Annotated in this window: 11 protein-coding genes; all 11 read left to right on the top strand. The window is 73.8% G+C overall.

Features of this window, described 5'->3' with window-relative positions; genetic code table 11:
* Positions 1 to 39: 39 nt before the first annotated feature.
* The 11 genes from ACIQ87_RS00675 (at position 40) to ACIQ87_RS00625 (ending at position 14,017) form a co-directional block, all read left to right on the top strand.
* Complete coding sequence (locus tag ACIQ87_RS00675; RefSeq protein ID WP_402399437.1) at positions 40 to 3,450, top strand: type 2 lanthipeptide synthetase LanM family protein; 3,411 nt, start codon at positions 40 to 42, stop codon at positions 3,448 to 3,450.
* Positions 3,447 to 5,657 (top strand): peptidase domain-containing ABC transporter, encoded by a 2,211-nt coding sequence (locus ACIQ87_RS00670; RefSeq protein ID WP_402399434.1) that lies wholly within the window; start codon positions 3,447 to 3,449, stop codon positions 5,655 to 5,657. The genes ACIQ87_RS00675 and ACIQ87_RS00670 overlap by 4 nt, the downstream gene beginning before the upstream one ends.
* Before the next feature lie 189 nt (positions 5,658 to 5,846).
* Positions 5,847 to 6,038: a hypothetical protein gene (locus tag ACIQ87_RS00665; RefSeq protein WP_402399431.1), complete on the top strand. Its 192-nt coding sequence runs from the start codon at positions 5,847 to 5,849 to the stop codon at positions 6,036 to 6,038.
* A gap of 46 nt (positions 6,039 to 6,084) precedes the next feature.
* A complete protein-coding gene (locus ACIQ87_RS00660) occupies positions 6,085 to 6,273 on the top strand; it encodes a hypothetical protein (RefSeq protein WP_402399428.1) in 189 nt (62 codons plus the stop codon).
* 22 nt (positions 6,274 to 6,295) lie between these two features.
* Positions 6,296 to 6,484: a hypothetical protein gene (locus ACIQ87_RS00655; RefSeq protein WP_402399425.1), complete on the top strand. Its 189-nt coding sequence runs from the start codon at positions 6,296 to 6,298 to the stop codon at positions 6,482 to 6,484.
* Positions 6,485 to 6,506: 22 nt separating this feature from the next.
* The gene (locus ACIQ87_RS00650) at positions 6,507 to 6,695 is read left to right on the top strand and encodes a hypothetical protein (RefSeq protein ID WP_402399422.1); all 189 of its coding nucleotides are present in this window, start codon (positions 6,507 to 6,509) and stop codon (positions 6,693 to 6,695) included.
* Between the two features lie 22 nt (positions 6,696 to 6,717).
* Positions 6,718 to 6,909 (top strand): hypothetical protein, encoded by a 192-nt coding sequence (locus tag ACIQ87_RS00645; protein WP_402399419.1) that lies wholly within the window; start codon positions 6,718 to 6,720, stop codon positions 6,907 to 6,909.
* Between the two features lie 207 nt (positions 6,910 to 7,116).
* Positions 7,117 to 7,539, top strand: a complete 423-nt coding sequence (locus ACIQ87_RS00640) for an XRE family transcriptional regulator (protein ID WP_402399416.1) — start codon at positions 7,117 to 7,119, stop codon at positions 7,537 to 7,539.
* A gap of 107 nt (positions 7,540 to 7,646) precedes the next feature.
* The gene (locus tag ACIQ87_RS00635) at positions 7,647 to 8,165 is read left to right on the top strand and encodes a ParH-like protein (RefSeq protein WP_402399414.1); all 519 of its coding nucleotides are present in this window, start codon (positions 7,647 to 7,649) and stop codon (positions 8,163 to 8,165) included.
* Positions 8,158 to 9,330, top strand: a complete 1,173-nt coding sequence (locus tag ACIQ87_RS00630; protein WP_402399411.1) for an MAB_1171c family putative transporter — start codon at positions 8,158 to 8,160, stop codon at positions 9,328 to 9,330. Before ACIQ87_RS00635 ends, ACIQ87_RS00630 begins: the two co-directional genes overlap by 8 nt.
* Positions 9,331 to 9,613: 283 nt before the next feature.
* The gene (locus ACIQ87_RS00625) at positions 9,614 to 14,017 is read left to right on the top strand and encodes a LamG-like jellyroll fold domain-containing protein (protein WP_402399408.1); all 4,404 of its coding nucleotides are present in this window, start codon (positions 9,614 to 9,616) and stop codon (positions 14,015 to 14,017) included.
* Positions 14,018 to 14,058 lie beyond the last annotated feature (41 nt).

Here is a 14,058-nt window from a genome sequence, read left to right as displayed (position 1 = left end):
GCCCCGGCTCGTCCGCCCTCCGCGTCCCAGGAGTTCAGCATGCCCTCGAAGACCCCGCCCGATGCCGCGGCCACCGCCGCCCCCTGGTCACGCGTCGACCGCGCGCCGCTGACCGGCAGCTGGTGGGCGCGCGGCCTGTGGCTGGCCGAGCGCCTGACCGCCGACGGCGAACCGCCCGCCCCGGTGCCCGACAGCCCGGCCGAGGGCAGCCTCGGCTGGCGCGCCGACCGCCGACTGGCCCGCTGGCGCTCGGCGTTCCCCGACCACACCCCGGACACGGCCGACGTCCAGGCCCGGGCCCTCGGCATCGACCCGCCGCTGCTGCGCCGGCTGCTCGCCGAACACCCCGACAGCCTGGCCGCCCGGACCACCAAACCGGACTGGGCCCGGTTCGTCGAGGACGTCATGGCGCGCGCCGCCCACCGGCCGCCGGCCCCCGACGAAGCACACCGCGGCGAGCACGGCCACGAGCACCGCGCTGAGCACGGCGACGAGCACGACGTGGCACCCGAAGGCCGACACCAGCACGGCTTCGCCGACTTCGCGGTCCTCGTCGAGCCCTTCCTCGCCGAGGCCCACCGCCTGCTGGCGGCCTCCGCCCCCGCCGGGAACGCCACCGCCGAGGACGCCCGCGCGGCGGTCCGACGCTCGCTCACCGACAGCCTGCGGGACCAGCTGGTCTCCTCGCTCGGCCGCACCCTGGTGCTGGAGCTCCACGTGGCCCGGCTCTCCGGCCAGTTGGCCGGCGACACCCCGCGCGAACGCTTCCGCTCCTTCGTCGCCTGGCAGCGCGAGCCCGAGCGGCTGGCCGCGCTCCTCGACGAGTACGCCGTCCTGGCCCGGCTGCTGGCCTCCGTCACCGGGAACGCCGTCCACGCGCACCGGGAGTTCCTCGAACGCTTCACCGCCGACCGGCCGTCACTCGTCGAGCGGCTCTTCGGCGGGCGCGATCCCGGCGAGCTGACCGAGGTCCGCACGGGCGGCGGCGACGGCCACGAGGCGGGCCGCTCGGTCGCGCTGCTGACCTTCTCCTCCGGCGCCCGGCTGGTGTACAAGCCCCGGCCGCTGGCCGTCCACGAGCACTTCAACGCGGTCGTCGACTGGTACAACGCCGCCCTGCCGGACCTCGGCCTGGGCACCGTGGCGGTGTGGGACCGCGGCGAGTACGGCTGGATCGAGTTCGTGGAGCCGACGCCCTGCGCCGACCACGCGGCGGCCGAACGGTTCTACCACCGCCTCGGGGCGCTGCTCGCCCTGCTCTACGCGCTCGCCGCCACCGACTTCCACTTCGAGAACGTGATCGCCGTGGGGGAACAGCCGATCGCGGTCGACCTGGAGTCGCTGTTCCACGTGGGCGTGCCCCACCTGAGCGGCAGCCCGCTGGTCGACGACGACCCGGCACAGCACCTGCTCGCCCACTCGGTGCAGCGGGTGGGGCTGCTGCCCTCCGTCCTGGTCGGCGACGGCGGCGCGGTGCTGGACGTCGGTGGGATGGGCGCCGACAAGGGCGCCGTGCTGCCCTTCAAGATGCCCGCCTGGGAGGACGGCGGCACCGACGGGATGCGCCTGACCCGGGTGCAGCGCGCCTTCGGGGGCAGCGCGAACCGGCCCAGCCTGGACGGCCGGGACGTCGACCCGGCGAACCACATGCCGTCCCTGCGCGCCGGGTTCGAGGCCGGCTACCGGACGATCGCCGCCCACCGCGGGGCGCTGCTCGCGCCCGACGGCCCGCTGGAGCGGTTCCGGGAGGACACCGCCCGCACCATCGTCCGCGCCACCCGCGTCTACGCCCACCTGCTGAGCGAGAGCACCCACCCGGACGTCACCCGGGACGCGCTCGACCGCGACCGGGTGCTCGGGCTGATCTTCGCCCAGTCCGCCGAGAACCCGGCGCTCCGGCCGCTGCTGGCGCTGGAGGCCGAGGACCTCTGGAGCGGCGACGTCCCGCTGTTCCGCGCCGTCGTCGGCTCCCGCGACCTTCACACCCACCGCGGGCACTCGCTGCCGCTGGCGCTGCCCGAGTCCGGCCTCGACCGGGCCCGGCGGATCATCGCCGCCATGGACGAGCACGACCTCGCCACCCAGGACTGGATCATCCGGGCCGCCTTCGCCGCCCGCACCACCAACCCGCGGGCGGGCGGACCGGAATCCGCGGCCACCGCCACCCGGCCGGCCCGGCCCGCCACCGCCGACCACTCCCCGGCCGAGGCCGACCGCTCCCCCGCCGACCGCGCCCTGCGCCTCGCCCGGTCCGTCGCCGACCGCCTGACGGCCGACGCGCGCCGCACCGGCGCACGGACCGGCTGGCTCGGGCTCGACCTGGCCCGGGACCAGTGGCGGGTCACCGCCCTGCGTGACGACCTGTACGGCGGCTACCCCGGCCTCGCGCTGTTCCTCGCCCAGCTCGCCTCCGTCACCGGGGAGGAGCGCTACGCGCAGTGGGCCCGCCGCGTCCTGGCACCGTTCCCGGAGCACCTCGCGCACGCGCTGCGCCGCACCCCGAAGCGGACCTGGGGGGCGTTCGGCGGGCTGTCCGGCACCGCCTACGCGCTGGACTGCGCCGCCGTCCTGCTCGACGACCCCGCGCTGGCGCGGCCCGTACCGGAGCTGCTCACCGCGGCCGCCCACGGCCTCGACGACGACCGGCAGCTCGACCTGATCGGCGGCGCCGCCGGCTGCCTCGCCGTGGCCGAGGCCCTGGTGCGGCGGCACGGCCGCGCCGCGCAGGACTGCGCCCGGCGCTGCGCCGAGCTGCTGGCGGACAAGGCCGAGCCGCAGCCCGGCGGCACCGTCGCCTGGCGCACCCCGCTGACCGGCGAACGGCCACTGCTGGGGCTGTCCCACGGCGCCGGCGGGATCGGCTGGGCGCTGCTGCGCCACGCCGCCCGCACCGGGGACGCGGACGCGCTGCGCACCGGGCGGGCCGCCCTGGCCTACGAGGAGGACGGCTTCGACCCCGAGCTCGACAACTGGCCGGACTTCCGGGAGCAGACCCCCAGGCCCTGGCAGGCCACCCCGCCCCCGGGCACGATCGCCCACGTGCACGCCTGGTGCCACGGCGCCCCCGGCATCGGACTGCTCCGGGCCGACCTGCCCGCCGCGGTCCGCACCCCGGCGGACGACCGGGCCCTGCTGCGCGCCGTACGCTCGACCGCCGCCGTCGGCCAGGACGGCAACGACAGCCTCTGCCACGGCGGTCTGGGCAATCTGGAGCTGTTCGCCGCAGCCGCCCGCACCGGGGTCGCGGGGGCCGAGGACCACTTCCGGCGGACCCGCGACGCCCTGCTGGCCGGGATCGAGGAGCGCGGCCCGGTCTGCGGCACCCCGGGCGGCATCCCCACGCCCGGTCTGATGACCGGCCTGGCCGGCATCGGCCACGGACTGCTACGGATCGCCGCGCCCGACCGCGTCGCCCCCGTTCTCCTGCTCGCGCCGCAGGAGGCCCCGTGACCTCCCCGTCCGACGCCGCCCGGACCGGCCCCCGGCGACGCGCCCACCGCGTGCCGCTGCGGCTCCAGTTCACCCGCACCGAGTGCGCCGCGGCCTGCCTGGCCATGGTGCTCAGCCACTACGGCCGCGACTCCACGGTGGCCGACTGCCGCCCGCTGCTCGGCGCCGGACGCGACGGCGCGTCGGTGGCCGTGCTCGTCGACGCGGCGCGGCAGGTCGGCCTGACCGTCCGCGTCGACCGCGGAGCGGCCGCCCTGGACCGACCGCTGCGCGGCCCGGTGGTCGCCTACCTGAGGACCCATCACTTCGTCGTCCTGGAACGGGTCGACCGTCGCTCAGTCCGGCTGGTCGACCCGGCCGGCGGACGCCGCCAGATCTCCCGGCGGGACTTCGACGAGCTGTTCGGCGGCGTGGCCGTCGCCCTGGAACCGGGCGAGCACTTCGAGGAGCGGCACACCCCGCTGCGCGACCGGCCGATGGTCCGCTACCTGCGGCGCTTCCTCGCTGCCCCGGGCGGCCGCTCGCTGCTCGCCCTGACCGCCCTGGTCACCGGAGCGCTGCAACTGCTCGGCCTGGCCGTCCCGTTGCTCACCCGCACCGTGGTGGACACGCTCCTGCCGCAGCACCGCACCGGCCTGCCCGTCCTGCTGGCGCTGTCCGCCGTCGGCATCGCCCTGCTCACCGGACTGCTCACCGCCCTGCGCGCGCTGGCCCTGCTCGCGCTGCGCCGGCGCGGCGACCTGGTGCTGACCCGCTCCTTCGTCGAGCACCTCTTCCGGCTGCCGCTGCAGTTCTTCCTCGAACGCGGACGCGGCGACCTGCTGATGCGCATGTCCAGCGTCTCCAGCACCCGGGAGACCATGACCCAGCAGCTGATGACCGTCGCCCTGGACGGCGTCCTGCTGGTCGGCTACCTGGTCGCCGTCGTCCTGCTGCAGCCGCTGTACCTGCTGGCCGTCGCCCCGCTGTTCCTGCTGCAGCTGTTCCTGGTCCTCCAGTCCCACCGCCGGCTGCGCAACCTCGCCCAACTGGAGCTGGTGGCCCGGGCGGAGGAGCAGAGCTACCTGGTCGAGGCGCTGGAGGCGATCCTGCCGCTCAAGGCGAACGGCGTGGAGGGCCGCGCCGTGGAGCACTGGCAGGGGCTGTTCACCCGCTACCAGGGCGCGATGCTGCGGCGCGGCCGGGCCACCGCCCGGCTCTCCGGGGCCCAGCGGGCGATGACCTCGCTCGGCCCGCTGCTGATGCTCGGCGTCGGCGCCTGGATGGTCATGACCGGCCGCTCCACCCTGGGCACCATGCTGGCCGCCAACAGCCTGGTGCTGTCCCTGCTGGCACCGCTGGAGACCCTGTCCACCACCGGCCAGCTCTACCTCACCGTCAACGCCCAGGTGGAACGCCTCTTCGACGTCCTGGACGCGCCGACGGAGACCGGTGGCGGGCTGCGGCTCGCGTCGGAGCGGGCCACCGCCGTGGACGTCCGCGCGCTGACGTTCCGCTACCAGCCGTCCGGGGCACCGGCCCTCAGCGGGATCGACCTGTCCGTCGCCGCCGGCGGCAAGCTGGGCATCGTCGGCAGGACCGGCTCCGGCAAGAGCACCCTGGCCCTGCTGCTGCTCGGCCTGCTGCGGCCCGAGGAGGGGACGGTACGGCACGACGGCGTGCCGATCGACCGGCTCGACCTCGCCGACCTGCGCGCCCACTGCGGCGCCGTACTCCAGGAGTTGAGCCTCTTCGGCGGCAGCATCCGGGACAACCTGACGCTCGGCCGGCCCGACGCCGAGGACGCCGAGGTGATCCGGGCCGCGCGGATCGCCGGACTGCACGAGGACGTGCTGGCCCTGCCGATGGGCTACGACACACCCGTCGGCGAGAGCGGCTCGGCCCTCTCCGCGGGACAGCGCCAACGAGTCGCCCTGGCCCGGGCGTTGGTGCACCGGCCCCGACTGCTGCTGCTCGACGAGGCGACCAGCCACCTCGACCCGCAGACCGAACGCCACGTCGACGGCGCGCTCGCCGACCTCGCCGTCACCCGGATCGTCGTCTCCCACCGGCTCAACGCCGTGCGCAACGCCGACCAGATCCTCGTCCTCGAACACGGCCGGATCGTCCAACGCGGCCGCCACGACGAGCTGATCGAGCAGGACGGCGTCTACCGCCTGCTCTTCGGCGCGGCCGACAGCGACGTGCGCCCCGCCGCGAGCCACTGAATCCGACGGGCCGAGCCCGACGGACTGAACCCGACGAGCCGAATCCGACGGACTGAACCCGACGAGCCGAGTCCGACGGACTGAACCCGACGGGCCGAATCCGATGGGCGCCCGACGCCCGTCCCCGGAGCCCCGGTCGGCCACCCGGCCGCCCGGTCGTACAACCACCCACCGAAAGGCAGGACCGCCATGAGCGACGACAGCATCGCCCGCGCCTGGAAGGACCCGGAGCACACCGCCCGCGCCACCGCCCCCGCCCACCCGTCCGGCGAGGTCGACCTCGGCCTGATGGTCGGCGGCCTCTCCGACGAGGAGGGCGGCAGCGAGGCCCTCGGCAGCGCCGGCTGCTGCCCCACCTGGGCCACCGGCACCCACTGCTGACGGCCGGGCCACCTCCACTCCCGGAACCCGAAACGGAAGGAACGCCATGAGCAACGAGGACATCGTCCGGTCCTGGAAGGACCCGGAGGCCGCGCACACCGCCGCCGGCCACCCGCTGGGCGAGCCGGACCTCACCACCCTCACCGGCGGCGAGCAGGAGATGACCATCTTCGACATCTGCAGCAACCAGACCGCGTGCGGCACCTGCGGCAGCCTCAGCTACGGCTGCTGCTGAGCGGCCCGGAAGGAGTCGAACGATGAGCGACGACGACGTCGCCCGGTCCTGGAAGGACCCGGAGGCCCACACCGCCCCCGGCCACCCGCTGGGCGAACCCGACCTCACCACCCTCACCGGCGGCGAGGAGCAGATCACCGTGTACGACATCTGCACCACCAACATCACCGGGTGCGGCACCTGCGGCAGCTTCAGCTTCGGCTGCTGCTGACCGGCCGGGAAGGAGTCGAACGATGAGCAACGAGGAGATCGCCCGGTCCTGGAAGGACCCGGAGGCCCACACCGCCCCCGGCCACCCCCTCGGCGAACCGGACCTCACCACCCTCACCGGCGGCGAGGAGCAGATCACCATCTTCGACATCTGCGCCTCCATGCAGACCGGGTGCGGCACCTGCGGCAGCTTCAGCGTCGGCTGTTGCTGAGCGACCGGGAAGGAGTCGAACGATGAGCGACGACGAGGTCGTCCGGTCCTGGAAGGACCCGGAGGCCCACACCGCCCCCGGCCACCCGCTGGGCGAACCCGACCTGACCGCCCTCACCGGCGGTGAGGAACAGATCACCTACAACGACCTCTGCGGCGACACCGACCGCAGTTGGTGCGGCACCTGCGGCAGCTTCAGCTACGGCTGCTGCTGACCCGCGCGCACCACCTCCGCAGAGGACGTCGGGTCCGGCCCTCCCCCGAGGGCCGGACCCTCGTTCGTTCCGACGTCCGTTCGCGTGTTCGTTCCGGGGGGCCGTTGCCGGGAGGTGGCGCCACGCCCGAAGCTACGATGGTTACCCGGCGGCCGGCCCCGTGCTCCAGCGTCGCCGTGACCGGAAGTGGCGGCGCAGGAGGCGGAGATGGCGGAAGCCGGGGCGAGTACGCTCGCCGAGAAGATCGAGGTGTTGTTCCGCACGGTCCGGCGCCCCAACCGGGAGCAGTACAGCAACGAGGACGTGGCGCGCGCCTGTCGCGAGGCCACCGGCGAGACCTTCTCGGCCACCTACCTGTGGCAGCTGCGCACCGGCAAGCGCGACAACCCGACCAAGCGTCACCTGGAGGCCCTGGCGGCGTTCTTCCACGTCTCACCGGCCTACTTCTTCGACGACCGCCCCGAGGAGATCGTCGCCGAACTCGCCCTGCTGGAGGCGCTGCGGGACGCCGGTGTCCGGAACATGGCGCTGCGGGCGGTGGAACTCTCGCCCGAAGCTCTGGACACGGTCTCCGATGTGATCGAGACTATCGCTCGCCGGGAGGCTGCCAGGGGCAAGCCCTCCCAGTGAGTACGACGTGGTGCCGCCGAGGAGGCACCCCGCGACGGTCGACCGGCCACGTCGGCCCCGGCGGATAGGCGAGGCGCGCATTGCGGTGGATCCGACGGCACGGCGGAATGATGCGGCGCTGCCGCGCGATCAGCGAGTCGCTCGACCTCCCCGACCCGTTCGACGCCGCCGAGCTCGTCGCCCGCCTCGCCCGTGACCGCGGCCGCCCGATCGACCTGATCGCCGTCCCCGCGAAGCCCGGAGCGCCCTGCGGACTGCTGGTGACGACCGGTCAGGCCGACTACATCGTGTACGCCGAGGACACCAGTGAGGTGCACCGCCAGCACATCCTGGTGCACGAGTACGCCCACCTGCTGCTGGGCCACGCCGACAGCCCCTCACCCGATCCCGGGCTCACCCGCGGCCTGCTGCCGCACCTCTCCCCGACGATGATCGGGAAGGTCCTGGGGCGCACCGTCTACCTCGAACCCCAGGAGCAGGAGGCGGAGTTGCTCGCCTCGCTGATCCTCAAACGGGCCCTGCTGCCCGGCGGCCGTCCGTCCGGCGCCCAGTCCCGCGACGCCGAGTGGGCGCACCGGCTCTTCCCCCTGCTGGGCTCCCGCCGCCCGCCGGGCCCGCATGACTGACCCGGTCCTCGCCGGCGCCGCGGTCCTGCTGCTCGGCCTGAGCACGTACCGCTTCTTCGCGGGCGGGCGCCGCGGCCGCACACCGGCCCTGCGCCACACCTGCTGCTTCGCCTGGTGCTTCGGCGCCTTCCTGGCGTTGATGGCCGGTCAGACCAGGGCGGACATCGACCACGGAACCGGCCTGGCGGGCCTGTCCGGCATGTTCGCCGACCAGCTCAAGATGGGCTCCGCCGGGTTCCTCGCGCTGACCGCCGTCGCGCTGCGCCGTCCCGCGGCCGACGCCCGGGCGCCACGCCTGCGCCAGGCCGGCACCGCCCTCGCCGTCCTCTCGGCGACCGCCCTGTTCCTGCTCGCCGGGATCCGCGAGGACGGCGGCCAGATGGTGGCCACCGGCGCGTTCGGCCCGGTGGCGCTGGCCGGCTACGACCTGGTCATCACCGGCTACGTGGCCTGCTGCCTCGTCACCCTGGCACGCCAGACGCTGTACTGGACCCGCCAGGCCGACACCACGGCCCTGCGCACGGCCCTCGGCCTGATCACCCTCACCGCCGCCGTCGGCCTGCTCTGGGCCGCGTGGGGGTTCGACGACGTCCTCGGCGCCCTGCGCTCGGGCCGCCAGCTGACCACCGAGGACCCGGTCTCGCTGGTGCTCGGACGGCTGTGCGCGGTCCTGCTGCTGGCCGGTGCCACCACCCTGCTGTGGGCGCGCGCCGGACGCGCCGCCCGGCGCTGGCGGGCCGCGTACCGCAGCTACCGGTCGCTCGGGCCACTGTGGCGGGCGCTGCACGCGGCCTTCCCGCAGATCGCCCTCAGCTCCGGCCGGATGCCGCCGGCCGACGCCGAACTCGCGCTCTACCGCCGGGTCATCGAGATCCGGGACGGGCTGCTGATCCTGCGCCGCTACCGCACGGCCGAGCCGCCGGCGGGGGCGGGCGGCGCACCCCGCGGCACCGATGCCGCGGCGCGGGCCGAGGCCACCAGGATCGCCGAGGCCCTGCTCCGCGTCCGGGTGCGGGATCCCGACGACGGCGCTCCCGGCACCGTCCCGCCGGCGGCCGAGCCCCATCTGCCGCACATCGGCGGTATGGAGGCGGAGACCCGCTGGCTCAGCCAGATCGCCCAGGCCCTGCGGACCCTGCCGCCCCGGGCCGCCAGGCCCCGCTGAACCTCGCGCGGCGCCCGCGCACCCCTGATGACCAGCATGGTTACCGTTCGCTACCGCCTCCCGAATTCGGAACCCGACTCTCCGACCTCTTTTTCGAGTGTGAGTTGCGCCACAATGGGCCGGTCGGTTTATCCGGTTTTAACTGAGCTGCTCCCCTTCTGACGGTGCATCGGCGGCTGTGCGGATCCTCACGGCTTTCTCATGAACCTTTGACAGTCGTTTAAGCGTCCATGAAGATCCGCTCAAACTTCGCCCACATACCGGAAGTCGGAGCTTACGCACAGTGAGAACAGCAGCAAGACGGTCGGGCAGCCTGCTCGCCGCGGCACTCGCCGCGGTCGCGCTGGCCGCGACCGCGGTGGCGCCGGCCGCCGCCGCAGTCCCCGGCGGAACACCGCCACCCGGCGTGACGGACACCCAGGACAGCGCGGAGAGCCTGGCCGTCAAGGAAGCCGCCCGCACCGGCAAGCCGGTCGAGGTGCTCGCCAAGCGCGGCGAGTCCAGCGACACCGTCGCCCAGCCCGACGGCAAGCTGAAGACCACCACCTACGTCCAGCCCAAGCGGGTGCGCAAGAACGGCACCTGGGTGGACCTCGACCCGACGCTGCAGGCGCTGCCCGACGGCGCCGTCGCTCCCAAGGGCTCCACCGCCGACCTGCGGTTCTCCGGTGGCGGCAGCGAGCCGCTGGTCCGGATGGCGCGGGCCGGCAAGGAGCTGAAGCTCAGCTGGCCGAAGCCGCTGCCCAAGCCGACGGTCACCGGCGCGACCGCCGAGTACACCTCGATCCTGCCGGACGTCGACCTGCGGCTGACCGCCACCAAGACCGGGTTCACCCAGGTCATCGTGGTGCGCACGCCCGAGGCCGCGAAGAACCCCGAGCTGGACCAGCTTCGGCTCGGCCTGCACGGCGACGGTCTGACCGTCAGCCAGGAGGCCGACGGCACCCTCAAGGCGAAGGACCCGTCGGGCGGCGGCACCGTCTTCGAGGCGCCCGTCCCGGTGATGTGGGACTCCACCAAGCCGGCTGCGCCGGCCGCTCCCGCCCCGGCCCCCGCGGCCCCCGCCCCGAAGGCGCTCAAGGCCGCCCCGCAGCAGGCACCGCAGGCCGAGGCCCCGGCCGCCGCTCCCGCTCCGGCCCAGGCCGCCCCCGCCGCCGGTCAGCCCGATCCCGCCGCGTACGGCGAGGGCGACCTGCCCGGCGAGGGCGCCAAGATGACCCGCCTCAAGGTCGACCTGCCCAAGGACGGCCTGGTGCTGTCCCCCGACCAGGCCATGCTGGACGCCCCGGACACCGTCTACCCGGTGATGATCGACCCGGCGTGGTACACCCCGCACGCCGGTGACTGGGCGGGCGTCTCGCGCAGCTACCCCAACCAGGCGTACTGGCACTTCACGTACAACAGCACCTACGTCCACGACTGGGGCGTCGGCTACTGCGGCGACACCTCGCGGTGCGCGCCGACCGACGTGAAGCGGGCGTTCTTCCAGGTGCCCAACCCGTTCGCCGGCAAGCAGATCCTCAGCGCCACCTTCGGCACCTACGAGAGCTGGTCGTACTCCTGCGACGCCCGGCCCGTCGAGCTGTGGAACACCGGCTACATCTCCCCCGGCCTGAACTGGAACAGCCAGAACGCCTCCGGGTTCTGGGGCCGCTACCTGCAGACCATCAACACCGCCAAGGGCTGGAGCGGCAGCTGCCCCGGCGGCTGGCTGGAGTACGGCGCGGACGGCGCGGTGCGCAACCTCGTCCAGGACGCCGCCAACTGGGGCTGGCCGACCATCACCTTCGGCCTGAAGGCCCAGAACGAGGGCGACACCCTCGCCTGGAAGCGCTTCACCGACGACGCCTACCTGTCGGTGTACTACAACCTGCGGCCCAACCAGATCCCGATGTCCGACATGACGATGTCGCCGGGCTCGGTCTGCCAGTACCCGGGCATCAAGATCAACAAGATGCCGCAGGTCACCACCCGGGCCACCGACCCGGACGGCGAGGCGATCGGCGTGCAGTTCGCGGTCGGCTGGGACGACGGCACCGGCCTGCGCCGCCGCTGGTGGTCCACCGGCTCGGAGGACGCCGCGCCGGGAGGGGACACCTTCAAGGCCTCCGGCTCGATCTTCTCCTGGCCACTGCCGACCGGCCTGCCGCAGAACCTCCAGCTCGACTGGGAGGCCCGCGCCTGGGACGGCGCGCAGTGGGGGCCGTGGTCCTCCGACGGTGACCCGACCGGCTGCTACTTCATCGTCGACACCTCCGCCCCGGACGGCCCGGCGATCACCTCCAACGCCTACCCGGGCTCCAAGGACGCCACCGCGGCGCTCCCGTGGACCGACGGCGTCGGCCGCACCGGCCAGTTCACCCTGAAGTCCGCCGCCACCGACGTGGTCAAGTACCAGTGGGGCCTCGACACCTCGCCGTCCGCGGCGAACGAGGTGGCCACCAGCGGCGGCGCCGGGCAGACGATCCGCGTCCAGCCGCAGACCGCCGGCGTGCACTTCGTCTCCGCCCGGGCCGTAGACGGCGCGGGCAACGCCTCGCAGCCCGAGACGTACTACTTCAACGTCCTCGCCGGGCAGCCGCAGCGCGCCGGCTGGTCGATGGACGACAACCCCGGCGGCACCGGTGTCACCGGCACCGGCGGCGGCTTCGACACCACCCTCAACGCCGGCGCCACGCCGGGTGCTCCCGGTCACCTCAAAGAGGCCCTCGCCCTGAACGGCACCGCCAACGGCTACGCCGAGACCCAGGGTGCCGTGCTGGACACCCCTCGCAGTTTCACCGTCTCCTCCTGGGTCCGGTTCGACGGCACCACCGGAACCCGCGCGGCGGTCAGCCAGGGCGGCCCGGACTACTACGCCTTCCATCTCGGCATCGAGAACGTCGCCGGCGTCCTCAAGTGGGGCTTCAAGGTCCAAACCGCGGCCGGTAACCAGGACGCGAGCACGATCGGGCTCCAGTCCACCGACCCCGCGACGCCCGGCGTGTGGACCCACCTGACCGGTGTCTGGAACGCGGACGCGAAGACCATCCAGCTGTACGTCAACGGCACCCTGGCCAAGTCGGGCACCGCGAACGCGGTCTGGGACGGACACGGTCCGCTGGAAATCGGTCGCGCCCGTTGGAAGGGACAGTGGGTCGACTACTGGCCCGGCGCGATCGACGAGGTCCGGGTCTGGGACCGTTCGCTGAACACGACCGAGGTCGCCGACGTGGCCGCGGACAAGCAGCTCGCCACCGGCCGCCCGGCCAAGGCGGTCTGGCACCTGGACGGCAGTGACGCCAAGCCGGTCGGCACCGCCGAGACCGACAACCTCACCGCCTACAACGGCGTCGCGCTCGGCCAGCCCGGCATCGCCGACAAGGCGATCCACCTGGACGGCGTGGACGACTACCTGCGCGGCACCCGCCCGCAGGTCGACGGCAGCCGGGACTTCTCGGTCTCCGCCTGGGTGAAGCTGCCGGCACCCGCCGCCAACGACACCACCGCGAAGGTCGCCGTCTCCCAGATCGGCCAGCACAACAGCGAGTTCTCGCTGTACTACTCCACCTACTGGAAGCGCTGGGCCTTCGGCCGCTACAAGGAGGACACCTCCGCCGACACCCTGGTGCGCACCTGGCAGCCCGACTGCACCCCGGGCACCCAGATCAACGGTGCGCCCTGCTTCGCCGGCACCACCGGCGAGTGGACCCACCTGCTGGGCGTCTCCGACACGACCGCCAAGAAGCTGCGCTTCTACATCAACGGCTTCCTCGTCGGCGAGTCGGACTACACCCAGAACGCGCCGTGGGCCAACCCCGGCCCGATGCAGATCGGTGCCGTCAACCGCGAGGGCGTCAACGGCGAATTCTTCGGCGGCGACATCGACGACGTGCGGGTCTACGACCGCGTCGTCACCAGCCCTGAGGCGAGCGCCATGGTGCAGCAGCGCCCGCAGCTGGCCGGCCGCTGGAAGCTCTCCTCGGCCACCGGCACCCCGGCCGTCACCCCCGACGAGGGCCCGGCCAAGGCCGGCGCCCAGCTCGGCGGCGGCGCCTCCGTCAGGGCCGACGGCGGCGTGCTGACCGTCCCCGGCACCCTGCTGCTGGACGGCACCACCGGCTACGCCGCGACCGCCTCGACCCCGCTGCACACCGGCCAGAGCTTCACCCTGGCCGGCTGGGCGAACACCGCGGGCGTCCCGGCCCGGAAGATGACGGCCCTGTCGGTGGCCGGCGCCAACAACAGCGCCGTCGCCGTGCGCTGGGTCCCGCTGGGCAACGACGCCACCGGCCAGCCGTACGGCCAGTGGCAGGCCGAGGTCCGCGACTCCGACGCGACCGGCGCGACGCGCACCCTGACCGCGCACAGCTCCGCCGTCTCCGTCATGGAGAACTGGACGCACCTGGCGGTCAGCTACGACGCCTTCACGGACCGGCTGGTCCTGTACGTCAATGGCCAGATCGAGAACCAGGGTTGCCCGGACGGCTCGACCGGCTGCACCCCGCGCATCTCCTGGACCACCGCCCCGCAGCCCTTCGAGGCGGGCGGCGGCCTCCAGTTCGGCCGGAGCAAGGACTCCGGTGCCTGGGGCGAGTACTTCTCCGGTGAGCTGGACGACGTCTGGCTGTACCAGGGCGTGCTGAGCCCCGCGCAGATCGTCAAGCTCGCCGACTACGTCGAGCTCGGCACCTCCACCGGGGTCTGATCCCCCCTCTACCTGCGGGCCGGGCGGCTTCCTGCCGCCCG

The organism is Kitasatospora sp. NPDC096204 (assembly GCF_044763205.1).
Classification (GTDB): Bacteria; Actinomycetota; Actinomycetes; order Streptomycetales; family Streptomycetaceae; genus Kitasatospora.
The sequence above is the reverse complement of the archived record's forward strand: the minus strand, read 5'-3'. Positions and strand labels throughout refer to the sequence as shown.

What these genes read in the sequence shown, in the direction of transcription:
- ACIQ87_RS00635 (WP_402399414.1), top strand. Translation starts at nt 7,647, where the DNA reads ATGATGCGGCGCTGCCGCGCGATCAGCGAGTCGCTCGACCTCCCCGAC.
- ACIQ87_RS00650 (WP_402399422.1), top strand. Translation starts at nt 6,507, where the DNA reads ATGAGCAACGAGGAGATCGCCCGGTCCTGGAAGGACCCGGAGGCCCAC.
- ACIQ87_RS00640 (WP_402399416.1), top strand. Translation starts at nt 7,117, where the DNA reads ATGGCGGAAGCCGGGGCGAGTACGCTCGCCGAGAAGATCGAGGTGTTG.
- ACIQ87_RS00660 (WP_402399428.1), top strand. Translation starts at nt 6,085, where the DNA reads ATGAGCAACGAGGACATCGTCCGGTCCTGGAAGGACCCGGAGGCCGCG.
- ACIQ87_RS00630 (WP_402399411.1), top strand. Translation starts at nt 8,158, where the DNA reads ATGACTGACCCGGTCCTCGCCGGCGCCGCGGTCCTGCTGCTCGGCCTG.
- ACIQ87_RS00665 (WP_402399431.1), top strand. Translation starts at nt 5,847, where the DNA reads ATGAGCGACGACAGCATCGCCCGCGCCTGGAAGGACCCGGAGCACACC.
- ACIQ87_RS00655 (WP_402399425.1), top strand. Translation starts at nt 6,296, where the DNA reads ATGAGCGACGACGACGTCGCCCGGTCCTGGAAGGACCCGGAGGCCCAC.
- ACIQ87_RS00645 (WP_402399419.1), top strand. Translation starts at nt 6,718, where the DNA reads ATGAGCGACGACGAGGTCGTCCGGTCCTGGAAGGACCCGGAGGCCCAC.
- ACIQ87_RS00675 (WP_402399437.1), top strand. Translation starts at nt 40, where the DNA reads ATGCCCTCGAAGACCCCGCCCGATGCCGCGGCCACCGCCGCCCCCTGG.